The 23,026-nt window shown below is 73.5% G+C and carries 27 protein-coding genes; 17 read left to right on the top strand and 10 right to left on the bottom strand.

Going from position 1 to position 23,026, the window contains the following annotated elements; all coding sequences use genetic code 11:
* Positions 1-3 precede the first annotated feature (3 nt).
* From ACFVTR_RS14805 to idi, 8 genes are read left to right on the top strand one after another with little or no spacing between them, the layout of a single operon-like run.
* The gene (locus ACFVTR_RS14805) at positions 4-1,266 is read left to right on the top strand and encodes an inositol-3-phosphate synthase (RefSeq protein ID WP_387038451.1); all 1,263 of its coding nucleotides are present in this window, start codon (positions 4-6) and stop codon (positions 1,264-1,266) included.
* Positions 1,263-2,141 (top strand): SCO3242 family prenyltransferase, encoded by an 879-nt coding sequence (locus ACFVTR_RS14800; protein WP_387038450.1) that lies wholly within the window; start codon positions 1,263-1,265, stop codon positions 2,139-2,141. Before ACFVTR_RS14805 ends, ACFVTR_RS14800 begins: the two co-directional genes overlap by 4 nt.
* On the top strand, positions 2,138-2,995 hold the full coding sequence (locus tag ACFVTR_RS14795) for a sugar phosphate isomerase/epimerase family protein (protein ID WP_387038448.1): 858 nt from the start codon (positions 2,138-2,140) through the stop codon (positions 2,993-2,995). Before ACFVTR_RS14800 ends, ACFVTR_RS14795 begins: the two co-directional genes overlap by 4 nt.
* Complete coding sequence (locus tag ACFVTR_RS14790; RefSeq protein ID WP_387038445.1) at positions 2,992-3,660, top strand: EboA domain-containing protein; 669 nt, start codon at positions 2,992-2,994, stop codon at positions 3,658-3,660. Before ACFVTR_RS14795 ends, ACFVTR_RS14790 begins: the two co-directional genes overlap by 4 nt.
* Before the next feature lies 1 nt (position 3,661).
* Positions 3,662-4,555 (top strand): TatD family hydrolase, encoded by an 894-nt coding sequence (locus tag ACFVTR_RS14785; protein ID WP_376943235.1) that lies wholly within the window; start codon positions 3,662-3,664, stop codon positions 4,553-4,555.
* Complete coding sequence (eboE, locus tag ACFVTR_RS14780) at positions 4,555-5,736, top strand: metabolite traffic protein EboE (protein WP_387038444.1); 1,182 nt, start codon at positions 4,555-4,557, stop codon at positions 5,734-5,736. Before ACFVTR_RS14785 ends, eboE begins: the two co-directional genes overlap by 1 nt.
* Positions 5,733-7,136 carry an alkaline phosphatase family protein gene (locus ACFVTR_RS14775; RefSeq protein WP_387038443.1) on the top strand — a complete coding sequence of 468 codons (1,404 nt, stop codon included), beginning with the start codon at positions 5,733-5,735 and terminating at the stop codon, positions 7,134-7,136. Before eboE ends, ACFVTR_RS14775 begins: the two co-directional genes overlap by 4 nt.
* Positions 7,133-7,711 carry an isopentenyl-diphosphate Delta-isomerase gene (gene idi, locus ACFVTR_RS14770; protein WP_387038441.1) on the top strand — a complete coding sequence of 193 codons (579 nt, stop codon included), beginning with the start codon at positions 7,133-7,135 and terminating at the stop codon, positions 7,709-7,711. The genes ACFVTR_RS14775 and idi overlap by 4 nt, the downstream gene beginning before the upstream one ends.
* Here idi and ACFVTR_RS14765 read toward each other — a convergent pair.
* Both ACFVTR_RS14765 and ACFVTR_RS14760 read right to left on the bottom strand, forming a co-directional pair.
* Positions 7,623-8,327 (bottom strand): TrmH family RNA methyltransferase, encoded by a 705-nt coding sequence (locus ACFVTR_RS14765; RefSeq protein WP_387038439.1) that lies wholly within the window; start codon positions 8,325-8,327, stop codon positions 7,623-7,625. The genes idi and ACFVTR_RS14765 overlap by 89 nt on opposite strands.
* 81 nt (positions 8,328-8,408) lie before the next feature.
* Positions 8,409-8,735 (bottom strand): hypothetical protein, encoded by a 327-nt coding sequence (locus tag ACFVTR_RS14760; protein WP_387038437.1) that lies wholly within the window; start codon positions 8,733-8,735, stop codon positions 8,409-8,411.
* Positions 8,736-8,819: 84 nt separating this feature from the next.
* On the opposite strand from ACFVTR_RS14760, the gene ACFVTR_RS14755 reads away from it, so the two are divergent.
* From ACFVTR_RS14755 to ACFVTR_RS14735, 5 genes are all read left to right on the top strand, one after another.
* A complete protein-coding gene (locus tag ACFVTR_RS14755) occupies positions 8,820-10,247 on the top strand; it encodes an Nramp family divalent metal transporter (RefSeq protein WP_387038435.1) in 1,428 nt (475 codons plus the stop codon).
* Between the two features lie 184 nt (positions 10,248-10,431).
* Positions 10,432-11,751, top strand: coding sequence for an ATP-binding protein (locus ACFVTR_RS14750; RefSeq protein ID WP_387038433.1), 1,320 nt, complete (start codon positions 10,432-10,434; stop codon positions 11,749-11,751).
* Positions 11,752-11,802: 51 nt separating this feature from the next.
* Positions 11,803-12,504, top strand: a complete 702-nt coding sequence (locus ACFVTR_RS14745) for a metal-dependent transcriptional regulator (protein WP_387038431.1) — start codon at positions 11,803-11,805, stop codon at positions 12,502-12,504.
* Between the two features lie 63 nt (positions 12,505-12,567).
* On the top strand, positions 12,568-12,972 hold the full coding sequence (locus ACFVTR_RS14740; RefSeq protein WP_387038430.1) for a RidA family protein: 405 nt from the start codon (positions 12,568-12,570) through the stop codon (positions 12,970-12,972).
* A gap of 122 nt (positions 12,973-13,094) precedes the next feature.
* Positions 13,095-14,456 (top strand): serine hydrolase domain-containing protein, encoded by a 1,362-nt coding sequence (locus tag ACFVTR_RS14735; RefSeq protein ID WP_387038428.1) that lies wholly within the window; start codon positions 13,095-13,097, stop codon positions 14,454-14,456.
* A 19-nt stretch (positions 14,457-14,475) separates the two neighbouring features.
* Here the strand turns inward: ACFVTR_RS14735 and ACFVTR_RS14730 are convergent, their stop codons facing one another.
* Entirely contained in the window at positions 14,476-14,658 is a 183-nt protein-coding gene (locus tag ACFVTR_RS14730; protein ID WP_387038426.1) for a hypothetical protein, read from the bottom strand.
* A gap of 123 nt (positions 14,659-14,781) precedes the next feature.
* Here ACFVTR_RS14730 and ACFVTR_RS14725 point away from each other — a divergent pair, with 123 nt between their 5' ends.
* Entirely contained in the window at positions 14,782-15,576 is a 795-nt protein-coding gene (locus ACFVTR_RS14725; protein ID WP_387038424.1) for an HAD-IIA family hydrolase, read from the top strand.
* A gap of 40 nt (positions 15,577-15,616) precedes the next feature.
* The gene (locus tag ACFVTR_RS14720) at positions 15,617-16,108 is read left to right on the top strand and encodes a hypothetical protein (RefSeq protein ID WP_387038422.1); all 492 of its coding nucleotides are present in this window, start codon (positions 15,617-15,619) and stop codon (positions 16,106-16,108) included.
* Between the two features lie 48 nt (positions 16,109-16,156).
* Here the strand turns inward: ACFVTR_RS14720 and ACFVTR_RS14715 are convergent, their stop codons facing one another.
* Positions 16,157-17,164 carry an aldo/keto reductase gene (locus ACFVTR_RS14715; protein WP_387038420.1) on the bottom strand — a complete coding sequence of 336 codons (1,008 nt, stop codon included), beginning with the start codon at positions 17,162-17,164 and terminating at the stop codon, positions 16,157-16,159.
* 110 nt (positions 17,165-17,274) lie between these two features.
* On the opposite strand from ACFVTR_RS14715, the gene ACFVTR_RS14710 reads away from it, so the two are divergent.
* On the top strand, positions 17,275-18,759 hold the full coding sequence (locus tag ACFVTR_RS14710; RefSeq protein WP_387038418.1) for a PLP-dependent aminotransferase family protein: 1,485 nt from the start codon (positions 17,275-17,277) through the stop codon (positions 18,757-18,759).
* Between the two features lie 46 nt (positions 18,760-18,805).
* Here the strand turns inward: ACFVTR_RS14710 and ACFVTR_RS14705 are convergent, their stop codons facing one another.
* The 4 genes from ACFVTR_RS14705 to ACFVTR_RS14690 form a co-directional block, all read right to left on the bottom strand.
* On the bottom strand, positions 18,806-19,009 hold the full coding sequence (locus tag ACFVTR_RS14705; protein WP_387038416.1) for a hypothetical protein: 204 nt from the start codon (positions 19,007-19,009) through the stop codon (positions 18,806-18,808).
* 69 nt (positions 19,010-19,078) lie between these two features.
* Complete coding sequence (locus ACFVTR_RS14700; RefSeq protein WP_387038414.1) at positions 19,079-19,264, bottom strand: hypothetical protein; 186 nt, start codon at positions 19,262-19,264, stop codon at positions 19,079-19,081.
* Between the two features lie 51 nt (positions 19,265-19,315).
* On the bottom strand, positions 19,316-20,020 hold the full coding sequence (locus tag ACFVTR_RS14695) for an NUDIX hydrolase (protein WP_387038413.1): 705 nt from the start codon (positions 20,018-20,020) through the stop codon (positions 19,316-19,318).
* 32 nt (positions 20,021-20,052) lie between these two features.
* Positions 20,053-20,595, bottom strand: a complete 543-nt coding sequence (locus ACFVTR_RS14690) for a peroxiredoxin family protein (protein WP_387038411.1) — start codon at positions 20,593-20,595, stop codon at positions 20,053-20,055.
* Between the two features lie 62 nt (positions 20,596-20,657).
* Here ACFVTR_RS14690 and ACFVTR_RS14685 point away from each other — a divergent pair, with 62 nt between their 5' ends.
* The gene (locus tag ACFVTR_RS14685; protein WP_387038409.1) at positions 20,658-21,083 is read left to right on the top strand and encodes a MarR family winged helix-turn-helix transcriptional regulator; all 426 of its coding nucleotides are present in this window, start codon (positions 20,658-20,660) and stop codon (positions 21,081-21,083) included.
* 53 nt (positions 21,084-21,136) lie between these two features.
* On the opposite strand, the gene ACFVTR_RS14680 is transcribed toward ACFVTR_RS14685, so the two are convergent.
* Together ACFVTR_RS14680 and ACFVTR_RS14675 are read right to left on the bottom strand one after the other, a co-directional pair.
* Entirely contained in the window at positions 21,137-22,069 is a 933-nt protein-coding gene (locus ACFVTR_RS14680) for a nucleoside hydrolase (RefSeq protein WP_387038407.1), read from the bottom strand.
* Positions 22,066-23,025, bottom strand: coding sequence for a ribokinase (locus ACFVTR_RS14675; protein ID WP_387038404.1), 960 nt, complete (start codon positions 23,023-23,025; stop codon positions 22,066-22,068). Before ACFVTR_RS14675 ends, ACFVTR_RS14680 begins: the two co-directional genes overlap by 4 nt.
* Position 23,026 lies beyond the last annotated feature (1 nt).

Here is a 23,026-nt window from a genome sequence, read left to right as displayed (position 1 = left end):
GACATGGAGCCGACTCCCGCCCAGCAGCAGACCGCTGCGGCACCGACGTGGAACCGAGGGCGCGTGGGCCTCTGGCTCATCGGAGCACGCGGCTCGGTCGCGACCACGGTCGCGGTCGGCGTGCACGCCATCGCCGCCGGCGTCGCCCCGGCGACCGGCTGCACCACCGCCGGCCCCGCCCTCGCCGGCGCGCCGCTGCCCGGGTTCGGCGAGATCGTGCTCGGCGGGCACGATGTGAGCACGACGCCGCTCGTCGATCGCGCCGAGGCCCTCGCCGCGTCGGGCATGCTGCCGCCGGCGGTCGTCGCCGCGGTGCGCGAGGCGCTGGCCGGCACCGACGCCGAGATCCGCCCCGGGTACGACCCGGTCGCCCAGCCGGGCGGCCAGGGCGACGCGGTGCACCGGCTCGCGAGCGACATCGTCGCCTTCCGCGAGCGGCACGGCCTCGCGCACGTCACGGTCGTGGATGTCTCCTCCACCGAGGCGCTGCCCGACGACCGGCCCGAGTTCCACGACGCCGAGGCACTCGCCGCCGCACTCGCCGACCCCGGCCTCGCGCTGCTGCCGCCCAGCTCGATCGCCGCACTCGCGGCGGTCGAGGCCGGGGCCGCGTACGCCTGCTTCACCCCCTCGGCCGGGCTCGCCCTGCCCGCCCTGCGGTCGATCGCCGAGCCGCGCATCCCGTTCGCCGGGCAGGACGGCAAGACCGGCGAGACGCTGCTCCGCACCGTGCTCGGCCCGATGTTCACCGAACGCGGCATGCGCGTGCTGTCCTGGGCGGGCACGAACCTGCTCGGCGGCGGCGACGGGCAGACCCTCGCCGACCCCGAGGCGGTGCGCAGCAAGCTCGCGTCGAAGACCCGAGGGCTGCGCAGCCTCGTCGGCGAGCACGTCGTCGCGCCGCTGCACATCGACAACGTCCCCGACCTCGGCGACGTCAAGACCGCGTGGGACCACGTGCACGCCGAGGGCTTCCTGTCGTCGCGCATCACGCTCCAGACCACGTGGACGGCGTACGACTCGATGCTCGCCGCGCCGCTCGTCATCGACCTCGCACGGCTGCTGTCGCTCGCCGGCGCCGCCGGCATCCGCGGCGTGGTGCCCGCCCTCGGCGGCTTCTTCAAGGATCCGTGGGGCAGCGAGGTGCACGCGTTCGCCGACCAGGCGGCCGCCCTGCGATCGTGGGTCGACGACGCCACGACCCGGCTGGCCTCAGGCGTCGCCGGCCCGGTCGCCGCACCCGTCCCGGCGGGCGCGCGGCCGTGACGACCGTCCGCGACGTGCTCGAGCTGGTGCGGGCGCCGGCGGCGCTCACCGTGCTCGGCGACTCGGCGGTCGGCGCGCACGCCGCCGCAGGGGGGTTCACTCGGCGCGGCTGGCTGCTCCCGCTCGCCTCGGCGGCGATCTACAGCGGCGGGATGGCGCTCAACGACTGGGCCGACCGCGACCTCGACGGCGTCGAGCGGCCCGAGCGGCCGATCCCGTCGGGGCGCGTCAGCCCGCGCCGGGCTCTCGCGATCGCGGCCGGCCTCGGCGCGGTCGGCCTCGCGCTCGCCGCGGCCGGCGGCGGTCGGCGCTCGCTCGCGGTCGCGGTTCCGCTCGTGGCATCCGTCGTCGCCTACGACGTGGTCGCGAAGCCGACCGCCGCAGGTCCCCTCGCGATGGCGACCTGCCGCGGCCTCGACGTGCTCATGGGGGCGGGCGGCTCGCCGCGCGCATTGCCCGCCGCACTCGCGATCGCCGCGCACACGGCCGGGGTGACCGCCCTGTCGCGGGGCGAGGTGCACGGCGGCAACGGCACCGACACGGGGCTCGCGTTCGCGGCGACCGGAGCCGCCGCCGCCGCGGTCGACGCGACGGCCCCCGAGGTCCGCAGCACGCTCGCGCGCGCCGCGGGCGCGGTGGGGTCCGCCGCCTACCTCGCCGCCGCGGTGCCGGGCCAGCTCGCCGCCGCAGAGGATCCCACGCCCGAGCGGGTGCGCGACGCGACCCGCAGCGGCATCGGCGCGGTGGTGCCGCTCCAGGCCGCGCTCGTCGCCCGCAGCGGCGCGCCCATCGTCGCGCTCGGGCTGATGGCCGTGCACGCCGTGATCCGCCTCCGTGGGCGGGCCGGCCGCCGCCTCCGCGGGGACGTCACGTGAGCGGCGCGCTGCCCGGTGCCGGATTCGCCGTCGGCTACGGCACCAACGGGTTCGCCGACCACCCGCTCGACGACGCCGTCACGGTGCTCGACGGGCTCGGCTACCGCGGCCTCGCGCTCACGCTCGGCCACCCGCACCTCGATCCGTTCGCCCCCGACGCACCGGCTGCAGCCGCCCGACTCCGCGAGCGCCTCGACGACCTCGGCTGGCGGGTCGTCGTCGAGACGGGCACCCGCTACCTGCTCGATCCGTCCCGCAAGCACCGGCCGAACCTCCTCGACGACGATGCCGCGCCCCGCGAGGCGTTCCTGCGCCGCGCGATCGAGCTCGCCGCGGTGCTCGACGCCGACTGCGTCTCGCTCTGGTCAGGGGTCCTGCCCGATGGCGTCGCCGCCGACCGGGCCGGCGATCGGCTGCGCGAGCGCCTCGCCCCGATCGTCGCCGATGCCGCCGCCGCCGGGGTGCCGCTCGCCTTCGAGCCCGAGCCCGGCATGCTCGTCGAGACCGTCGCCGACGCGCTCGCGCTGCACGCCGACCTCGGCGAGCCCGAGGCGCTCGGCCTCACCGTCGACCTCGGCCACTGCGTCGTCGTCGAGCCCGACGGCGTCGTCGGCGCCCTGCGCGCCGCCGGCCCGCTGCTGCGCAACGTGCAGGTCGACGACATGCTCCCCGCCGCGCACGAGCACCTCGAACTCGGGCACGGCGCCCTCGACCTGGCGGCGGCCCTGCGCACGCTCGACGAGCTCGATTACCGCGGACTCGCGGCCCTCGAGCTCCCCCGCCACTCGCACGACGCGCCGGGCGTCGCCGCACGCTCCATGTCCGCACTCCACGACGCCTGGGAGGCACGATGAACGACACCTGGGTCCGAGCCGGCGAGGCGGCGATCACCGCCGACCCCGCGCGCATCGCCGAACTGTTCCCCGCTGCCGGCCGCGAGGCCGGTCGCGGCCCGATCGACCCAGACGCCGACCCGCACGGGTACCGGCACGGCACGGTCGACGACCTCGCACGCGAGCGCTTCGTGGTCGCGCTGGCGCGAACGCTGCCCGCTGACGGCGCGGCCGCCGAGCTCGCCGAGCTGTACCGCTACGGCGACGACGCCGAGCAGCGCGGCGTGCTCCGCGGGCTCGGTGCGGCCGAGCTCACCGGGCTCGTCGGGCTCGCCGGGCTCGCCGCGGACGGGACGGCGCCCGCGACCGCAGGCGCGCCCGGCCCGCTCGTCGAGACCGGCCTGCGCCTCGTCGCCGAGGCACTGCGCACGAACGACCCGCGGCTCGTCGCCGCCGCGCTCGGCCCGTTCGCAGCCGAGCACCTCGACCAGCACACGTGGCGTCACGGCGTGCTCAAGGCCCTGTTCATGGGCATCCCGCTCGACGTCGTCGCCGCCCTCGACCGTCGCGCCGACGCCGAACTCGCCCGCATGGCCGCGGGCCTCGTCGCCGAGCGTCGCGCGGCGGGGCGGGCCGTGACCGACGACATGACCCGGCTCGCCGCGGCGGGCCCCCAGGAGGACTGACATGCGCATCTTCGACCCGCACATCCACATGAGCTCGCGCACCACGACCGACTACCGCGCGATGTACGACGCCGGCGTGCGCGCCCTCGTGGAGCCCTCGTTCTGGCTCGGGCAGCCGCGCACGAACGTCGGCAGCTACACCGACTACTTCGACTCGCTCATCGGCTGGGAGCGATTCCGCGCGGCGCAGTACGGGATCCGCCACCACGCCACAATCGCGCTGAACCCGAAGGAGGCGAACGACCCGCGCTGCCGCGAGGTGCTCGACGTGCTGCCCCGCTACCTCGCGAAGGACGGCGTGGTCGCCGTGGGCGAGACGGGCTACGACTCGATGACACCCGAGGAGGACGAGGTCTTCGCCCGGCACCTCGAGCTCGCGCTGCAGCACCGCCTGCCGGCGCTCGTGCACACCCCGCACCGCGACAAGGCGTCGGGCACGCGGCGCACGCTCGACGTCGTGCGCGAGTCGGGCCTCGCCCCCGAGCTCGTGCTGGTCGACCACCTCAACGAGACGACGGTGGCCGACGTCGCCGACAGCGGCTGCTGGATGGGCTTCTCGATCTACCCCGACACCAAGATGGACGAGCATCGCTTCGTCGCGATCCTGCGCGAGTACGGCACCGAGCGCATGCTCGCCAACAGCGCCGCCGACTGGGGGCACTCCGATCCGCTGAAGACGCTCGCGACGGCGCACGCGATGCTCGACGCCGGGTTCGACGACGACGACGTCGACCTCGTGCTCTGGCGAAATCCGGTCGCGTTCTACGGGCAGAGCGGCCGGCTCAACCTCGAGCCGGTGCCGGGTTTCGAGGGCGAGGCGGATGCCACGGCGCCCGCCGCGCCCGCGTCGCCGCTGTTCGAGGGCAACTCGGTGCTCAGGGGGGTGCCGGCCTGATGGAGCTCTCGTACTGCACGAACGTCCACCCGGCCGAGGACCTCGACGGGGTGATCGAGCAGCTCGCCCGCTACGCCGGACCGGCTCGGCGCGCTGCGGGGCTCGACCGCCTCGGCGTCGGGCTCTGGCTGCCGGCGCCCCTCGCGGGCCGGCTCGCACGCGATCCCGAGGCCCGCGCCAGGCTCGCCGCGGCGCTCGCGGCCGAGGGGCTCGAGGTGCGCACAGTGAACGCCTTCCCGTACACGGCGTTCCACGCCGAGGTCGTGAAGCGCGACGTCTACCGGCCCGACTGGACCGACCCGAGGCGCGCCGACTACACGCTCGACTGCGCCGAGGTGCTCGCCGAGCTCCTGCCCGAGGGCGCCGTGGGCAGCATCTCGACCCTCCCCCTCGGCTGGCGCTCGCCGTGGACGGCCGACGACGACGACCTGGCGACGGCCGCCCTCGCACGCGTCGCGGCCGGCCTGCGCGAGCTGCGGGAGCGCACGGGTCGCACGGTTCGACTGGCGATCGAGCCCGAGCCCGGCTGCGTGCTCGACACCGTCGACGACGTCGTCGACTGGCTGGCGCCCCGCATCGGCGCCCCCATCGACCTCGATCCGGTCGACGGCGATCTCGCCGCGCCGCCGCGCATCGACCCCGAGTTCGTCGGCATCTGCCTCGACACGTGCCATCTGGCCGCCTCCTTCGCCGACCCCGTCGAGGCCGTGCGCCGCATCCGGCGCGCGGGCCTGCGCATCCCGAAGGTCCAGGCTTCGGCCGCCCTGCACGTCGAGGATCCCGCCGACGAGGCCGCCCGGGCGGCGCTCGAGGCGTTCGCCGAGCCGCGCTACCTGCACCAGACCCGTGCCCTCGCCGCCGACGGCGCGGTGCTGCGTGTCGACGACCTGCCCGACGCGCTCGACCGCCTGCGCACCGACGGCCCCTGGCGGGTGCACTTCCACGTGCCGCTGCACCTCGCGCCCGCCGCGCCGCTCGGCTCGACCACCGAGGTGCTGCGCCGGGCGGTCGAGGCGGTCCGCGAGCTGCCCGACGGCGACGAGACGCACCTCGACGTCGAGACGTACACCTGGACCGTGCTGCCCGGCGGGGCCGGCGACCTCGTCGCCGGCATCGCCGCGGAGCTGCGCTGGGCCGTGGCCGAGCTCGCCGGAGTCGCCGCCGAGCGGGTGGCGTCATGACCCGGGTGCTGCTGCTCGACGTCGTCGGCCTCACCTCGCGTGCGCTCGCGCAGATGCCGAGGCTGCGGGCCCTCGCCGCCGGCGGGGCCTCGGCCTCGCTCGGCACGGTGCTGCCGGCCGTCACCTGCAGCGTGCAATCGACGATGCTCACCGGCCTCGCTCCGGCGCAGCACGGCATCGTCGGCAACGGCTGGTACCACCGCGACATCGGCGAGGTGAACCTGTGGCGCCAGCACAACGCGCTCGTCGAGGGCGAGAAGGTGTGGGAGACGGCCCGCCGCCGCGAGCCCGGCTTCACGACGGCGAACGTCTGCTGGTGGTACGCGATGGGGGCGACCACCGACCTCACCGTCACCCCGCGCCCCGTGTACCACGCCGACGGACGGAAGTCGCCCGACTGCTACACCCGGCCGCCCGAACTCCACGACCGCCTGACCGGCGAGCTCGGCGGGTTCCCGCTCTTCACCTACTGGGGGCCGACGGCGTCGATCGCCTCGACGCGGTGGATCGTCGAGGCCACCCGCTCGGTGCTGCGCACGGAGTCGTCGGACCTCGTGATGGCCTACCTGCCGCACCTCGACTACGACCTGCAGCGCTTCGGCCCCGACTCCCCCGAGGCCGATCGCGCCGCGGCGGAGCTCGACGCGGTGCTCGCGCCGCTCCTCGACGACGCGATCGCCGCCGGTGCGACCGTCGTGGCCGTGGCCGAGTACGGCATCGCCCCGGCCGACCGTCCGGTCGACGTGAACCGGGCGCTCCGACGGGCCGGCCTGCTCGAGGTGCACGAGCAGCAGGGCCGCGAACTGCTCGATCCGATGACCTCGCGCGCCTTCGCCGTCGCCGACCACCAGGTCGCGCACGTCTACGTCCGCGACCCCGCCGACGTGCCGCGGGTGCGCGACGTGCTGAGCCTGCTCGAGGGGGTCGACGAAGTGCTCGGACGCGCCGAGCAGGCCCGGTTCGGGCTCGACCACCAGCGGTCGGGCGAACTCGTGCTCGTCGCCGAGCCCGGCGCCTGGTTCACGTACTACTACTGGCTCGACGACCAGCGCGCCCCCGACTTCGCCCGCGGGGTCGAGATCCACCGCAAGCCCGGCTACGACCCCGCCGAGCTGTTCTTCGACCCGGCCGACCCGTCGGCGAAGGTCCGCGCGGCGATGGGGCTCGTGCGCAAGAAGCTCGGGCTGCGCTATGCGATGAACGTCGTGCCGCTCGACCCGTCGCATGTGCGGGGCACACACGGCCGGCTCCCGACCTCGGCCGACGACACCCCGCTCATCATCTGCTCCGACGCCGCGCTGCCGTTCTGGGGCGACGCCCCCGAGCTCGTGCCGGCGGCGAGCGTGCGCGAGCTCGTGCTCGAGGCCGCCGGAGTGCCCGAACCGGCGGCCGCACCGTGACCGGCCCGATCGTCACCGCGGCCGACGAGGTCGTGCTCCTCGACGACGACGGCACCCCCATCGGCACCTTCGACAAGGCGCTCGTCCACGGCCCCGACACGCCGCTGCACCTCGCGTTCTCCTGCTACCTGTTCGACGAACGGGGGCGGATGCTCCTGACCCGACGCGCCCTCTCGAAGGCGACGTGGCCCGGGGTGTGGACGAACGCGTGCTGCGGGCACCCGCGCCCAGGCGAGGATCCGGTCGCGGCGGTCGCCCGGCGGGTCCGTTCGGAGCTCGGCGTCGAGGCCCGGGACATCCGCCCGGTCCTGCCCGACTTCCGCTACCGCGCCGTCGATCCGGGCGGGATGGTCGAGCACGAGCACTGCCCGGTGTACTTCGCCGAGCTGGCGGGCGACCCGCGACCCGACCCCGACGAGGTGCTCTCGTGGGCCTGGGTGGAGCCCGCGGCGTTCCTCGAGACGGCCGAGCGGGCGCCGTTCCTGCTCAGTCCGTGGAGCGTGCTGCAAGCGGAGCAGTTCCGTCGCCTGGGGCTGCCGGGCGGGCGTGCGCCAGGACCCACGAGTGCATCGTGATCGCTGCCGCGGCGGCGGCGTTGAGTGAGCGGGTCGACCCGTACTGGGTGATCTCGACCACGATGTCGCCGGCCGACTGAGCCTCGGCCGAGAGACCAGGGCCCTCCTGGCCGAACAGCAGCACGCAGCGCTCGGGCCAGGCGAACGCGTCGATCGGCACCGCACCCTCGACGTTGTCGACCGCGATCACGGGGAGCTGCTCGGCCCTCGCCCACTCGACGAACCCCGCGACATCCGGGTGGTACTCGACGTGCTGGTAGCGGTCGGTGACCATGGCGCCGCGCTTGTTCCAGCGGCGGCGGCCGATGATGTGCACGGTGTCGGCGGCGAACGCGTTGGCGGTGCGCACGATCGAGCCGATGTTCATGTCGTGCTGCCAGTTCTCGATCGCGACGTGGAAACCGTGCCGGCGCTCGTCGAGGTCGGCGACGATCGCCTCCATGCGCCAGTACCGGTAGCGGTCGATGACGTTGCGGCTGTCGCCCGCGGCGAGCAGCTCGGGGTCGTAGCGCGGGTCGTCGGGCCACTCGGCCTCGCCACCGGGCCACGGGCCGACGCCGTGCTGCGGCAGGGTCGCCTCGGGTTCGGATGCCTCGGGGCCGACCTCGTCACTCACACCCGCAACGCTACCCGTGCACGTCGCGGGCGTGGGGTCGGGCGTCCGCGTCGGCGGCGGCGTCTGCAGCAAGCGGCGGCGTCAGCGCCGGCGGAACGGCCAGAACCCGCGCCGGGGCGGCGTGATCGCTGCGCCGGCACCGGTGGCGTTGACGTGGCCCCCGCTCGGCGTCGCGGCGGCGGTCGGCGTCGTGGCGGCTCGACGCGGCGCGGCCGTGGCCGGGTCGTCGACCGCCTCGTCGTCCATCGCGAGGTCGTCGGGGTCACCTGCGAAGTCGGGTCGCCCAGTCGGCTCAGCCTCCTCGAGCGGCGGGCGGCCGGCCTCGACCCAGCGGAGGTAGAGCGCGTACGGGTCGTCGTCCGCTCCGGGCGACGCCTCTTCGGACCGCGAGCGGGTTCGCCCGATCAATCGACGCAGCATCATGCACTCCCCTGTTCAACGATACGGCGTCGAGCACTTTTCGGTGCGCCGAAATCTTGATAGGTTTTCGGTATGCCGAAAACGCTCGACGACGAGACCGCCACCCCCGACGCCACCGCCGCCGCTCCGAATGCCGCCGCCGGCGGGCGGCGGGCACGCGATGCCTCCGTGCCCCGCGTCGCCTGGCTGATCGGCCCCGCGCTCGTCGCGGGCGTCGCCTACCTCGACCCCGGCAACGTCGCGAGCAACATGACCGCGGGCGCCCAGTACGGCTACCTGCTCGTCTGGGTCGTCGTGCTCGGCAACGTGATGGCCTGGCTCATCCAGTACCTGTCGGCGAAGCTCGGCATCGTCACCGGCCGCAGCCTCCCCGAGGTGCTCGGCGGGCGCATCCGCAACCGCTGGGGCCGCCGCGCCTACTGGCTGCAGGCCGAGCTCGTCGCCATGGCGACCGACCTCGCCGAGGTCATCGGCGGCGCCGTGGCCCTCAACCTGCTGTTCGGCGTGCCGCTGATCTGGGGCGGGCTCATCACCGGCGCCGTCTCGATCGGGCTGCTCGTGCTGCAGTCGCGGCGGGGGCCCCGCACCTTCGAGTTCGTCATCATCGGCCTCCTCGCGATCATCGCGATCGGCTTCACCGTCGGCGTCTTCGTCGCTCCCCCCGACCCCGCCGGTCTCCTCGGGGGGCTCGTGCCGCGCTTCGCCGACGCGAACTCGGTGCTGCTCGCGGCATCCATTCTCGGCGCGACGATCATGCCGCACGCGATCTACGCGCATTCGGCGCTCTCGCGCGACCGTTTCGCGACGCGACGCGGCGAGCAGGCGAAGGCCGTGGGGCAGGGACCCGGCACAGCTGCGGCCCGCCGGACCGCCTGGCACGGCTTCGGCATCCGCCGCGGCACCGACGCCGCGCCCGAGCTCGCGCCCGGCACCGCGACCCACGTGCCGACCGACGTGCTGGTGCGCGCCACCCGCTGGGACGTCTCGATCGCGATGGCGATCGCCGGCACGGTGAACCTCTGCATCCTGCTGCTCGCCGCCGTGAACCTCTCGGGAGTCGAGGGCACCGACAGCCTCGAAGGCGCGTACGCCGCGCTCGGCGTGGCGCTCGGCCCCGCCATCGCGACGCTCTTCGCGGTGGGCCTCCTCGCCTCGGGGCTCGCCTCGACCTCGGTCGGCGCGTACGCCGGCGCCGAGATCATGTACGGCCTGCTGCACGTGCGGGTGCCGCTCATCCTCCGCCGGCTCGTGACGCTCGTGCCGGCCCTCGCGATCCTCTGGCTCGGCTTCGACCCGACCCTCTCGCTCGTGCTCAGCCAGGTCGTGCTGTCGTTCGGCATCCCGTTCGCGCTCATCCCGCTCGTCTCGCTCACCGCGAAGGCCGGGGTGCTCGGCCGCTGGCGCAACCACTGGGCGACGACCGCGGCGGGCATCGCGGCCTCGGTGTTCCTCATCACGCTGAACGGCGTGCTGCTCTGGCTGGTGTTCACCGGGGCGTAGTCGGCGAGGGACTTGCGGCGGGCGCGCGCCACGAGTGGGACCGCTCTGCGCGCCTCCCGCAGAACTGCCGCAGAACTTTCCATCGCGGCAACTCTTGCAAGAGTTTCCGCCGCGGAGGACGTCACACAAGCATCCGCCCTCGGGTCGTCACCTACGCTGCTGGAACCCACGGATGGAGGACATCATGACCGGCTGGCGGCTGCGCGAGTTCCACAACGACGACCTCGACGGCATCCTGCACCTCTGGGAGGAGCAGCGGCAGTCGTCGCACGAGCCCGTCTACGACCTCAGCGAGGTCATCGCCTCCTGCCAGATGGACCACGCCGTCGTCGCGGTGCACGCCGACGAGGTCGTCGGCGCCGCCGTCGGCCGGGCCGCGCACGACCAGGGCTGGGTCGTGTTCTTCGCGATCGCCGACGACTGGCGTCACCGCGGCATCGGCTCGGCGATGCTCGCCGCCCTCGAGAAGCGCATGGCGCCGCACGGCCTCACGAAGCTCTCGGCCCTCATCCCCGAGAACGAGAGCCGCGTCGACGCGTTCGCCAACCAGGGCTTCGAGCTCAAGCACCAGCTCCGCTACTTCGAACGTCGCATCCCCGTGCAGCGGCAGGAGCTGAGCTCGCTCGCCGAGCTCGGCGGGCGCCTGCTGCCCCGCACCCTCTGGGAGTCGGTCGCGGGCATGCGCCGCGAGAAGGAGATCCTCGAGCAGCGCCTCGTGCTGCCGCTGGCCGAACCCGACCTCGCCGAGCGCTACGGCGTGGTGCCGCCGCGGGCGGTCGTGCTGTTCGGTCCGCCCGGCACCGGCAAGACGACCTTCGCGAAGGCGATCGCCTCGCGGCTCGAGTGGTCGTTCGTCGAGGTGTTCCCATCGCGGCTCGCCGCCGAGCCGGGCGGCCTCGCGGGCGCACTGCGCGACACGTTCACGAAGATCGCCGAGCTCGAGCACGCGGTCGTGTTCATCGACGAGGTCGAGGAGATCGCGGCACAGCGCTCGGGCGAGCCGCCGTCGCCGCTGCAGGGCGTCACGAACGAGCTGCTGAAGATCATCCCCGCGTTCCGCGAGCAGCCGGGGCGCCTCCTCGTGTGCGCGACGAACTTCATCCGCGCGCTCGACAGCGCCTTCCTCCGGCACGGCCGGTTCGACTATGTGATCCCGATCGGGCTGCCCGACGAGGCGGCCCGGCACGCGATCTGGCAGCGCTACGTGCCCGAGCAGGTGGCCGACGCCGTCGACCTCGCCCTGCTCGTCGAGCGCACCGCGGGGTTCTCGCCCGCCGACATCGAGTTCGCGGCGCGCAGCGCCTCGCAGCGGGCCTTCGAGGTCGCCGTGCACAACGGTGCGGCGGGTTCGGATGCCTCGGGCCAGGCGTCGGGCGTGGCATCCGACCCGGCCGGCCCGAGCACCGCCGACTACCTCGAGGCCATCGCCGGCACCCGCACGACGGTCTCGCCCGAGACCGCGACCGCGTTCCTCGAGGACATCGATCGGCTCGCCCGCGTCTGACCCGCGCGCGCACCCGGTCGCGCCGGGCCCGCCGCGGCTAGGCTGGGGCCGATGCCAGCCAGCAAGAACCCCGCGATCGAGGACTACCTGAAGACGGTGTACGCGCACACCGAATGGCAGCCCGAGCCGATCACGCCCTCGGCGCTCGCCGGAAAGCTCGGCGTCGCCCCGTCGAGCGTCACCGAGATGGTGAAGAAGATGGCCGCGGCCGGGCTGGTCTCGCACGTGCCCTACGGTCCACTGCGCCTCACCGACGAGGGTCGCGTGCGCGCACTCGCGGTGGTGCGGCGCCATCGCCTGATCGAGACCTGGCTCGTGCACGAGATGGGCTACGCGTGGGACGAGGTGCACGACGAGGCCGAGGTGCTCGAGCACGCCCTCAGCGACCGACTCCTCGAGGCGATCGACGTGCGGCTCGGCCGCCCCACCAGGGATCCGCACGGCGACGCGATCCCCGCCGCCGACGGCTCCCTCGCCGTCGAGCCGTTCGTGCGCCTCGACGAGGCGGCCGCCGGCCACACCGGTCGCGTGCTGCGGATCAGCGACCGCGACCCCGAGGTGCTGCGGTCGCTCGCCGCCGCGGGCGTCGCGCCCGGCATCGCCGTCGCCGTCGAATCGGCGGATGCCTCCGGCGAGCGCGTGCGCATCAGACTCGCGCCGCACGGCGCCGGCGGTGCGAAGGCGGTGCCGGCCGAGGCATCCCCGGTCGAACTCACGACCGCCGCCGCCGCCGAGATCTGGGTCACCGGCTGACGGCAGCCCGCCCGATGCGTCGCTCCGGGCCGACCCGCGTCCACCCCTGAACCAGGAGGTCGAATGACCGAGGTCACCCTGATCCGTTCCGACTCGCTCTTCGCGGACACCCCGTACGCCTACGCTGCGACGGCACCGGCCGATGCGCGGCTCGTGTTCCTCGCCGGAGCATGCCCGCTGAATGAGGACGGCTCCACCGCCGGTCTCGGCGACATCGCCGCCCAGGCGGCGAAATGCATCGAGAACCTTCGGACGGCACTGGCCGACGCGGGTGCGCGCATCGAGGACGTCATCAGCACTCGCGTGCTCGTCGCGTCGAGCGATCGTGCCGACCTGGGCACCGCGTGGGAGGTCGTGCGCACCGCCTTCGGCGAGCACGATGCCCCGAGCACGCTGCTGGGCGTCACGGTGCTCGGCTACGAGGGGCAGCTCGTCGAGGTCGAAGCCGTCGCCGCCGTTCGCGACTGAGAGCTCATCCCCGCGGCCGGCACCGTCGGCGATCGTCGAACGCGCACATCGATCGACCCGTTCCGCCGTGGATTTCCCCAGTTGATGAGTGAAAACGGTTGCGGCGCTGTTAGCATCCCGCGGTGCGCATTCTCCGCAGGACACTGGTCGTCCTCCTCGTCATCGTGCTCGTTCTCGTGGCGGGTGCCGTCGCCGTCTACTGGTGGCAGCGTCCGATGCTGCGCACCGGCACCGGGTACGCGGCGCACAACGCCTGCGCGGTGACCGAGGTCGCGGGCCGCGACGACCCGGCGAGCGACCTGCCGTCGAACCCGCTCGTGCCCTACCTCCAGGTCGACGTCGACCGCGACGAGGCCGTCACGACCGGTTCGCTGCTCGGCCTCCTCGCCGCCCAGAAGGCCTGGTTCACGCCCGGCTTCGGCTGCACGCTCGCGAGCGAGGCCCCCGAGCTCGGCAAGGCGTCGACCGTGACCGCCGAGGGCAACCCGTTCACGGATGCCTCGGTGCCGGCGCCGTCCGACGCGCTCGACGCCGCACTCGCCGCCGCGTTCGGCGATGAGCTCTCCGAAGCCGATGCCGCAGCGCTCGGCACCCGCGGCGTGGTCGTCGCGAAGGGCGGCGAGCTCGTCGCAGAACGGTACGCCCACGGCTTCGACGCCGAGACGCCGCAGCTCGGCTGGTCGATGTCGAAGAGCGCCACGAGCCTCATCACGGGCATGCTCGCGCAGCAGGGCGAGGTCGCCCTCGACGACTCCGGCCTCCGCCCCGAGTGGAGCGACGAGCGCGCCGACATCACCGTCGAGCAGCTGCTCAGGATGACGAGCGGCCTCGAATGGGACGAGACGTACGACCTCGGCACCCCGATCACGCAGATGCTCTACAACGAGGGCGACATGGCCGGCTACGTGGCCGGGCTCCCCCTCGAGAGCACGCCCGGCACGGTGCAGGAGTACTCGAGCGGGTCGACGACGCTGCTCTGCGGGGTCCTCGCGGAGCGCACCGGCCTCGGCGCCGGCCTGCCGCGGCAGACGCTGCTCGGCGCGCTCGGACTCTCGTCGGCGACGTTCGAGCCCGACGCGGCCGGCACGCCCGTCTGCTCCTCGTACCTCTGGGCGACGCCGCGCGACTGGGCCGCGATCGGCCAGTTCGCGCTGCAGAACGGCGAATGGAACGGCGAGCAGCTCCTTCCCGCCGACTGGATGGCGAAGAGCCTCGAGGTCCTGCCGGTCGACGCGACCGACGACCCCGGCTACGGCATGGGTTGGCGGGTCAACGTGCTCGCCGACGGCAGCCTGCGCTGGCCCGAGCTTCCCGAGGACACGTACTACGCGTCCGGCCACGACGGTCAGAAGGTCATCGTCGTGCCGTCGGAGGACCTCGTCGTCGTGCGCATGGGCTTCACGCCCGAGGTCGACGACGAGCCGAGCGAGGTGCAGCTCGTCGCCGACGTGATCGCCGCGCTCGGCGCGGACGCGGCGGGATAGGCGTGGGCTCGCCGCCGCCTCACCCGACGTAGCCGTCGCGGCGGCCCTGCTCCCTGAGCTGCTCCGCCTCGGCCCTCGCCTGGTCGCGCCAGGGCTCCGCCGGGAGTCGCTTCCCTCGCGCCCGCACGATCAGGAGCACCACGACCGAGATGACGGCGATCCCGACGATGCCGCCGAGTCCGATCCAGAACGTTCCGTCCACGGCACGCTCCCTCCTCGATAGGCGTCACGATAGTCCTCCGACCCCGGCGCGGCCAGTGCGGGCGACTCGCACCGGTAACCGCGGCGACGCGGCCCGGTCACGTGTGCGGCCTAGGCTTGACCCATGGGACGACGTGACGAAGTCGAGTGCTGGCTGACCGACATGGACGGCGTGCTCGTGCACGAGAACCACGCCCTGCCGGGCGCCGCCGAGCTGCTGCAGCAGTGGGAGGACGCGGGCACCCCGTACCTCGTGCTCACGAACAACTCCATCTTCACCGCCCGCGACCTCTCGGCGCGGCTGCGGTCGAGCGGGCTCAACGTGCCCGAAGACCGCATCTGGACCTCCGCGCTCGCGACGGCCGACTTCCTCAAGCAGCAGCTGCCGGGCGGCTCGGCGTTCGTGATCGGCGAGGCCGGCATCCTGACGGCGCTGCACGACGCCGGCTACATCATGACCGAGACGAGCCCCGACTTCGTCGTCGTCGGCGAGACGCGCAACTACTCGTTCGAGGCGATCACGAAGGCCATCCGGCTGATCGATGCCGGCGCGCGCTTCATCGTCACGAACCCCGATGCCACGGGGCCCAGCGCCGACGGTCCGCTGCCGGCCACCGGCGCGATCGCCGCACTCATCACGAAGGCGACGGGCAAGGAGCCGTACGTGGTCGGCAAGCCGAACCCGATGATGTTCCGCTCGGCGCTGAACAAGATCGGTGCGCACTCCGAGAACACCGCCATGATCGGCGACCGCATGGACACCGACATCGTCGCGGGCATCGAGGCCGGCCTGCACACCGTGCTCGTGCTCACCGGCATCAGCGATCAGGCCGAGATCGAGAAGTACCCGTTCCGGCCCGACGAGATCCTGTCGGGCGTCTCCGAGCTCGTCGGCGACCCCGCCGAGACCGAACTCTGACCGCAGCAACCCCGAACCGCTTCACCCGAAGGACAGCACCATGATCGAACTCACCGACATCGACCTCGACGAGGACGGCGAGCTCAGCGCCGTCGTCAGCCTCCCCGGCGACCGCCAGGTCGCCGTCCTCTTCGCCCTCGACGAGGGCGAGGAGCTCGAGTCCGCGGTGATGCTCGCCACCGCGCAGCGCGCGCTCACCCCGCTGACGGCCGAGCAGCTCGACCGCCTCGAGCAGGAGATCGTGCGCGAGCTCGTCGACTCGGAGTTCGAGGGCGGCGAGCAGGAGGCGACCGACGACGACTACACCGAGCTCGCCGACGAGGTCGAGCTGCAGGGCGCGATCGTGTCGAGCGACGCGACCCTCGTGCTCGTCTACGAGGCGCCGACGCAGTACGCGGGCCTCGTGATCTACGCGCAGCTCGACGAGGACCTCGAGATCGAGGTGCTGAGCGTCGCCGCGACCGACGAAGACGAGCTCGACGATGCGGACGACGCAGCCGACGCGGAGGAAGAGGTCGAGCAGGGCGACTGACACCGCCCAGCTCGACCCGGCGTGCTCGCGACGCGAGCACGCCGCGCCCTACGCCGCGAGCGGCGCCTCCTCGGGGTCCGCGTCGAGCCGCGCCCGCACCTCGGGGTCGAGGTCGAGCTCGGCCGCGCCGAGCACCTCCTCGAGCTGCGCGACGCTCGACGGCCCCGCCACGGGGATCACGGGCACCTCGCGCCCGAGCAGCCACGCGAGCGCGACCTGGTTCGGCGTCGCGCCGACGTCGCGGGCGACCTCGCGCAGCAGCGCGATGCGCGCGTGCGTGGTCGGGTGGTTCACGCCGCCCCAGAGCTTCTTGTCGTTCCGGGTGAACGCGCCCTGGTGCAGCGGCGAGTAGGCCGTCACGGCGAGCGGCGGGCGGCCGTCGACCCCCGTGGATGCCGCGTACGAGAGCAGCTCGGGCGTCACGAAGTTCTGCCGGCCGAGCTTCGGCGCGGGGTAGACGTAGCTGTACTGCTGCTGCACGAGGCCGTAGGGGGCGATGCCCTGGCGGATCGCCTCCTCGCGCGCCTCGACGATGCGCCAGAGGGCGACGTTCGAGATGCCGGCGACGCCGACGAGTCCCTCCTCCTGCAGCGCGCCGAAGGCGCCGACGGTCTCGGCGAGCGGGGTCTCGAGGTCGTCGACGTGCCCGTAGACGACGTCGAGGTGGTCGACCCCGAGGTGCTTCGCACTCTCGCGCGCCTCCCAGTCGATCGTCGCCGCACCGAGCCCCTGGAAGTTCGTCGGCGGCGTGTTCGAGAGCGGCAGCGCCGGGTCGGCCTTGGCAGCGCCGAGCTTCGTGGCGATGCGCAGCCGGTCGCGCACGCCGCGCGACGTCAGCCAGCGGCCGAGGAGGTCTTCGCTGTCGCGGCCGTAGCCGCCGTCCCAGAAGCTGTAGTTGTTGGCGGTGTCGATGAAGGTGCCGCCGGCCTCGACGAAGCGGTCGAGGATCGCGAACGAGGTCGCCTCGTCGATCTTGGTGCCCATCTGCATGGTGCCGAGGCAGATCGTCGAGACGTCGAAGCTCGTGCGGCCGTTGCCGATCGTGCGGTATCGCATGGGATGTTCCTCCGTTGGTGTGGGTGACGTCGTCCAGCGTAGGAATCGATCGGTTCGGGCATACACTCCAATCACGACAACGTTCACCAGACCAATCGAGAGGCGACCGGATGCCTCGCTCCCGCCCCGCGCCGGGCCCCTCCCTCGCCTGGGAGACCCTCCTCGACCTCGGCCCGGGACCCGAGCCGCTGCGCGATCGGCTCGAGCGCGCCATCCGCGACGCCGTCACGAGCGGGCGAGCCCCCGCCGGGGCGGCGCTGCCGCCGAGCCGGGGCCTCGCCGAGACGCTCGGCGTCTCGCGGTGGGTCGTCACCGAGGCGTACGGGCAGCTCGTCGCTGAGGGCTTCCTCGAGGCGACGGTGGGCTCGAGCACGCGGGTGCCCACCACCGCGATTGCTTCTGCAGGAGATCTGACGCGAGGCACGCCCTCAGCAGACCATGGAGCCCATTCTCCTGCAGGAGCAGCGCGGGATGCTGGGCTGCGCCCCGAGTACCGGCGACCGCCGTACGACCTCGGGCCGGGCGTCGCCGACCTGCGGCACGCGCCTCGCGCGCGATGGGCGGCCGCCGTGCGGCACGCCCTCGAGGTGCTGCCCGATGCCGAGTTGGCGGTCGTCGATCGGCTGGGGCATCCGACCGCGCGTACGGCGGTCGCCGACTACCTCGCCCGGTCGCGCCGTGCCGTCGCCGCGCCCGACGACGTCGTGATCACGCACAGCGCGACCGACGGCATGACCGCGGTGGTGGCCGGGCTCCACGCCGCCGGGCACCGATCGATCATCGTCGAGGATCCGAGCTGGTCGCGCCTTCGCGAGGTCGCCGCCGCGGCCGGCCTCACCCCCGTGCCGGTGCCGGTCGACGGGGACGGGATCGACGTCGACCGGCTCGTCGCGGCCGCGGCCAGAACGGGCGCCCGCGCCGCGCTCATCACGCCTGCGCACCAGTTCCCGCTCGGCGCGGCGCTGTCGCCGGCGCGACGCGACGCGATCGTGCGCTGGGTGCGCGAGGTCGACGGCGTGCTGATCGAAGACGACTACGACGCCGAGTTCCGCTACGACCGGCGCCCGATCGCCGCCCTGCAGAGCCTCGCTCCCGAGCGCATCGTGCTCGTCGGCTCGCTCTCGAAGTCGATGGCGCAGGCGTACGGACTCGGCTGGGCCCTCCTTCCCGCGACGCTCCGCGAGCGGGTGCGGCTCGCGGAGCGCCCGCGGCCCTCGACGCTCGAGCAGGCGGCGCTCGCGCGATTCATCGAATCGGGCGACCTCGAACGACACCTCCGAGCGGCCCGCGGCCGGTTCAAGCGCCGGCGCACGGCGCTGCTCGCCGCGCTCGACCGGGAACTGCCCGCGCTCGAGGTGACCGGCATCGCCGCAGGCATGCACGCGGTGCTCGCGCTGCCGCCGGGGGTGCGCGCCGTCGAGGTCTCGGCCGCCGCGGCCGAGCACGGCATCGCGGTCTCGGACCTCGCGCGCTACCGCGCGACCGGCGCGCAGGCCTCGCCCGAGGCACTCGTCCTCGGCTACGGCAACCTCTCCGACGCGCTCGTCGACGAGGCGGTCGCGCGTCTCGCGCGGGTCATCCGATCGCTCGCCTGAACCGCGCGCGGCGACAGAACCTCAGGACGAGCGCCGCGTGCCGGGCTCAGAAACCGGTCGGCCCGTGCTTCGACTGATCCTTCGCCTGCTCCCTCGCGCGCTCGGCATCGAGAACACCGTCGGCCGCTTCGGGGTTGCGCCCTCGCGCCTTCTCCGAGGTGCGACGCGCTGAGAACGCCCATTTGACGACCACCCAGACCACGACGATCACGCCGAGCCCGACCCAGAATGTCCAGTCCATCTCGACCACCCCTCGCACCGAAGCTACTCCGACTCTCCCACGAAAGGCAATGAGGATTCCTCAGCTAAGACAAGTCCGTCAACCGCCGAACGTCGTCCAGAACCCGCCTCGCGCCTTGTCGCGCTCGACCTCCAGCATGCCGTCGGCGGCCTCGCGGTTGCGCCCCCGGATCTTCTCCGATCCGCGCCGGAGCGAGAACGCCCACTGCGGCAGCACCCACGCCACGAGGATGACCCCGATCAGCAGCCAGCCGGTCCAGTCCATGATGCCGCCTCTCCGTCGAAGTCCCCCGAGTCTACGGTCAGCGCGTCGAGCTCAGGGCGTGAGCTCGAACTCGTGCGCCGGGTCCCACGGCTCGGCCCAGCCGAGCCGGTCGAGCATGCGGTCGAGCACGAGCGCGGTGAAACCCCACACGAGGTGCCGCTGCCCGTCGACCGTCGGCAGGAACCCCGGCCCTCGCCACTCCTGCCCGGCTCGGCGGGCGACCGTCGTGACCCGGTTGCGAGGATCGACGAGGTCGGCGACCGGCGTGCGGAACACCGCCGATGACTCGGCGACATCGACGACCCCGACGGGCGACGGCGCCCGCCACCAGCCGAGCACCGGCGTCACGAGGTGCCCCGAGTACGGCACCGGGATGGACGGCAGCGCACCGAGCACTTCGACCCCGGTGGTGTCGAGCCCGGTCTCCTCGCGCGCCTCGCGGAGCGCGGCGTCGACCGGCCCGCGATCCTCGGGGTCGAGCCGTCCGCCGGGGAAGGCGACCTGCCCGGCGTGCGATCGCAGGGTCTCTGCACGCGCGAGCAGCAGCACGTCGAGGTCGCGGGAGACCGCACGGTCCTGCGCGGCATGATCGCTCGGAAGGTCGTCGAGCACTCCGAAGAGGATCAGCACGGCCGCGTCGCGCAGCTCGACGTCGCCGAACCGTTCGTCAACCGGCCAATCGGCGAAGAGCCGGGCGTCGCGCGCGAGCGCGGCCAGTTCATCGCGGGCGGCTCCGACTCCGTCGAGTGCAGTCACCCTCCCGAGGCTACCCCGCGGCGACCGTCTGCTCAGCTGTCCGATCCGGCCGCGGGCGCACGCTCCTCCGTCTCGCGGTCGACGTCGGGCATGGGGTCGACCGGCGACAGGGCCTCGACCGCCCTCATGATCGCGGTGCGGTCGTAGGCACCGGTCGGCAGCGTGGATCCGAGCGCGTACTGCACGATCCCGGTGCCGTCGATCAGCAGGGTGCCCGATTGCCGCATCACCCCGAAGACGCGGCGCGTGAGCCCGACCTCCTCGTGCGCCGTACCCGACCCGCCGGTCACGACAGGGAACGGGATGCCTCGCCGCAGCCGCCAGGCCTCGGCCTCGTCAGGCCTCTCGGGCACGACGAGGAGCACGCGCACGCCGCGTGCGGCGAGCTCGTCGGCGTGCCGCTCGAGGTCGCGGACGTGCGCGTTGCAGATCGGGCAGCTCGCGGTTCGCATGAAGAAGACGAGCAGGCCGCCCGCCCCGAGTTGGTCGCGGAGGCGCTGCGGCCGGCCCGAGCTGTCGAGCAGGTCGAGGTTCGGAATCGGGGTGCCGACGCTGATCATGTTCGCTCCAGTCAATTAATAAGGGTACCTGATCGACAGGCTACCTGATGAATCTTCGCTCGACTACCGTTGAGGGCATGGCTCAGGAGCACGCAATTCCACTCGGGATGCTCGCCGCGCGCCTGGCCAAGGAGTTCGAGAACGAGGTCTTCGAACAGCTGACCCTCGCCGGGTATCCCGAGCTGCGGGTCCGCCACTCGGTGCTGCTGAGCGCGCTCGACGGCACGGCGCTCCGTCTCGGCCAGCTCGCCGCCCAGGCCGGCATGACGCCGCAGGCGATGGGCGAACTGGTCGACGACCTCGAAGCCGGGGGCTACCTCGCCCGGCACAACGACCCCGCCGACCGCCGGGCGCGACTCATCGTGGCGACCCCCCGGGGCGAACGCGCACTCGCCGAGTGCCTGCGCATCGTGGCGACGATCGAGGAGTCCTACGCGACGGCGCTCGGCGCCGACCGCCTCGACGACGCGAAGCAGGCCATCACCGAGCTCCTCCGCCCCTGACGGCGCACCGGGCGCACCGGGCGCACGGCGGGGTCCGCCGACGCACCGGCCGCTCAGGCGAGGCGGGCGACCGCCGTCTCGACGAGGCCCCAGAACCGCTCGACGTCGAGGTCCACGGCGACGTGCGCATTGGGCTCGCGGCGGAGCATCCCGTCGAAATCGACGCTCGTCGCGCCGAGCGTCTCGGTGCCCGTGAGCTCGATGTCGAGGCGCGTGCGCCGCAGCGTCACGACGTCGGGGGCGACGAGCACCGCGACCGCGACCGGGTCGTGCAGCGGCCCGTCGGGCATGCCGAACACCTCGTCGTTCGTGCGGCAGAAGAACTCGAGCAGCTCGTCACCGAACGCGGCCGTGCGGGTGCCCGTCGCCGAGAGGCGGTCGCGCACCGACTGCGTCACGAGCGCCCGATGAGTGACGTTGAGCCCGACCATCGTGAAGTCGACGCCGCTGCGCACGACGAGGTCGAGCGCGTGGGGGTCGACCCAGGCGTTGAACTCGGCGTAGGGGGTGGCGTTGCCGCGCTCCGTCGAGCCGCCCATCCAGACGATCCGGGCGATGCGCGCCGCCAGCTCGGGACGATCGCGCAGCAGGATCGCCACGTTCGTGAGCGGACCCGTCGCGATGATCGCGACGGGCTCCTCCGCAGCCAGCAGGGTGTCGGCGATGAGCTCGGTCGCCCCGCGCGCCTCGAGCGGCACCGTCGCCTCGGGCAGCTCGGGGCCGCCGAGGCCGTTCTCCCCGTGGATCCACTCGGCCGTCTCGAGCTCGCGCACGAGCGGGGCGGCGGCGCCCGCCGCGACAGGCACCCCCGTGACCCCGGCGATGCTCAGCGCGACGCGGGCGTTGCGGCTCGTGTGCTCGAGCGCGACGTTGCCGCCGACAGTGGTCACCGCGCGAAGGTCGAGGGCCGGATGCCCCGCGGCGAGCCAGAGGGCGAAGACGTCGTCGTGTCCGGGGTCGCAGTCGACGATCACGGGCAGGGTCATGCGGGCGAGGCTCCTTCGTCGTCGAGCTGCGCGGCGGCGAGCACCGCCGCGCGTGGGGCGTACGAGTCGACCGTGCCGCGCGCCTGCACGGCGAGGGCGCCGGCGACCACGGCGATGCGCATCGAATCGGCGAGTCCTCGACCTTCGGCGAGGAACGCCGCGAGGGTGCCCGTGAAGCAGTCGCCCGCCCCCGTCGTGTCGACGGCGACGACCTCGGGCGCGGGCTCCGCCCAGTCGCCCTCGAGCGACGCCCCGACCGCGCCCATCGCACCGAGTGTCACGACCACCGATCGCGCGACCCGGCCGACCGCGGCGGCCGCATGCGAGCGCCACTCCTCCAGCGGTGCGCCGACCGGGACCTCCGAGCCGATGCCGATGGCCCGCGCCTCGTGCTCGTTGAGGACGAGCGGGTCGCACACCGCGAGCGCCTCGGCGGAGACCGCGACGGGCGGTGCGAGGTTCACGACGAGCCGCACGCCGAGCGCCGTGCAGTGCTCGGCGAGGCGCTCGATCGTCGCGATCGGGAGCTCGCCCTGGCTCAGCACGAGCGCGGCCGAGGCGAGGCTTGCGCGCTCGGTGTCGAGCGCTTGCGGATCGAGTGCGAGGTTCGCCCCGCCCGTGACGATGACCGTGTTCTCGCCCGAATCGGCGACCGTGATCTGCGCGACGCCGGTCGGGGCATCCGCGACCCGCCCGACGCCCCCGGTCGCGAGACCGAGACGTTCGAGCACGCCGAACGCGAGCGCGGCGTTCGCGTCGTCGCCGACCCGCGCGACGAGCTCGACCTCGGCGCCGGCCAGGTGGGCGGCCACCGCCTGGTTCGCGCCCTTGCCGCCGAGCGCGGTTCGGAACGTGCGCGACGTCACCGTCTCGCCGGGTTCGGGGAACCGCTCGACGTAGCTCGTGGCGTCGACGTTCAGCGAGCCGACGACGACGACCCGGGCGCCGCGTGCCAAC

It is taken from the genome of Agromyces sp. NPDC058126 (genome assembly GCF_042884595.1).
Lineage (GTDB): Bacteria > Actinomycetota > Actinomycetes > Actinomycetales > Microbacteriaceae > Agromyces.
Note: the sequence above shows the minus strand (reverse complement) of the source record. Positions and strands in the feature narration are given on the sequence as shown.

What these genes read in the sequence shown, in the direction of transcription:
- eboE (WP_387038444.1), top strand. Translation starts at nt 4,555, where the DNA reads ATGGAGCTCTCGTACTGCACGAACGTCCACCCGGCCGAGGACCTCGAC.
- ACFVTR_RS14750 (WP_387038433.1), top strand. Translation starts at nt 10,432, where the DNA reads ATGACCGGCTGGCGGCTGCGCGAGTTCCACAACGACGACCTCGACGGC.
- ACFVTR_RS14790 (WP_387038445.1), top strand. Translation starts at nt 2,992, where the DNA reads ATGAACGACACCTGGGTCCGAGCCGGCGAGGCGGCGATCACCGCCGAC.
- ACFVTR_RS14745 (WP_387038431.1), top strand. Translation starts at nt 11,803, where the DNA reads ATGCCAGCCAGCAAGAACCCCGCGATCGAGGACTACCTGAAGACGGTG.
- ACFVTR_RS14720 (WP_387038422.1), top strand. Translation starts at nt 15,617, where the DNA reads ATGATCGAACTCACCGACATCGACCTCGACGAGGACGGCGAGCTCAGC.
- ACFVTR_RS14775 (WP_387038443.1), top strand. Translation starts at nt 5,733, where the DNA reads ATGACCCGGGTGCTGCTGCTCGACGTCGTCGGCCTCACCTCGCGTGCG.
- ACFVTR_RS14680 (WP_387038407.1), bottom strand. Translation starts at nt 22,069, where the DNA reads ATGACCCTGCCCGTGATCGTCGACTGCGACCCCGGACACGACGACGTC.
- ACFVTR_RS14725 (WP_387038424.1), top strand. Translation starts at nt 14,782, where the DNA reads ATGGGACGACGTGACGAAGTCGAGTGCTGGCTGACCGACATGGACGGC.
- ACFVTR_RS14685 (WP_387038409.1), top strand. Translation starts at nt 20,658, where the DNA reads ATGGCTCAGGAGCACGCAATTCCACTCGGGATGCTCGCCGCGCGCCTG.
- ACFVTR_RS14715 (WP_387038420.1), bottom strand. Translation starts at nt 17,164, where the DNA reads ATGCGATACCGCACGATCGGCAACGGCCGCACGAGCTTCGACGTCTCG.
- ACFVTR_RS14740 (WP_387038430.1), top strand. Translation starts at nt 12,568, where the DNA reads ATGACCGAGGTCACCCTGATCCGTTCCGACTCGCTCTTCGCGGACACC.
- ACFVTR_RS14700 (WP_387038414.1), bottom strand. Translation starts at nt 19,264, where the DNA reads ATGGACTGGACCGGCTGGCTGCTGATCGGGGTCATCCTCGTGGCGTGG.
- ACFVTR_RS14710 (WP_387038418.1), top strand. Translation starts at nt 17,275, where the DNA reads ATGCCTCGCTCCCGCCCCGCGCCGGGCCCCTCCCTCGCCTGGGAGACC.
- ACFVTR_RS14755 (WP_387038435.1), top strand. Translation starts at nt 8,820, where the DNA reads ATGCCGAAAACGCTCGACGACGAGACCGCCACCCCCGACGCCACCGCC.
- ACFVTR_RS14785 (WP_376943235.1), top strand. Translation starts at nt 3,662, where the DNA reads ATGCGCATCTTCGACCCGCACATCCACATGAGCTCGCGCACCACGACC.
- ACFVTR_RS14805 (WP_387038451.1), top strand. Translation starts at nt 4, where the DNA reads ATGGAGCCGACTCCCGCCCAGCAGCAGACCGCTGCGGCACCGACGTGG.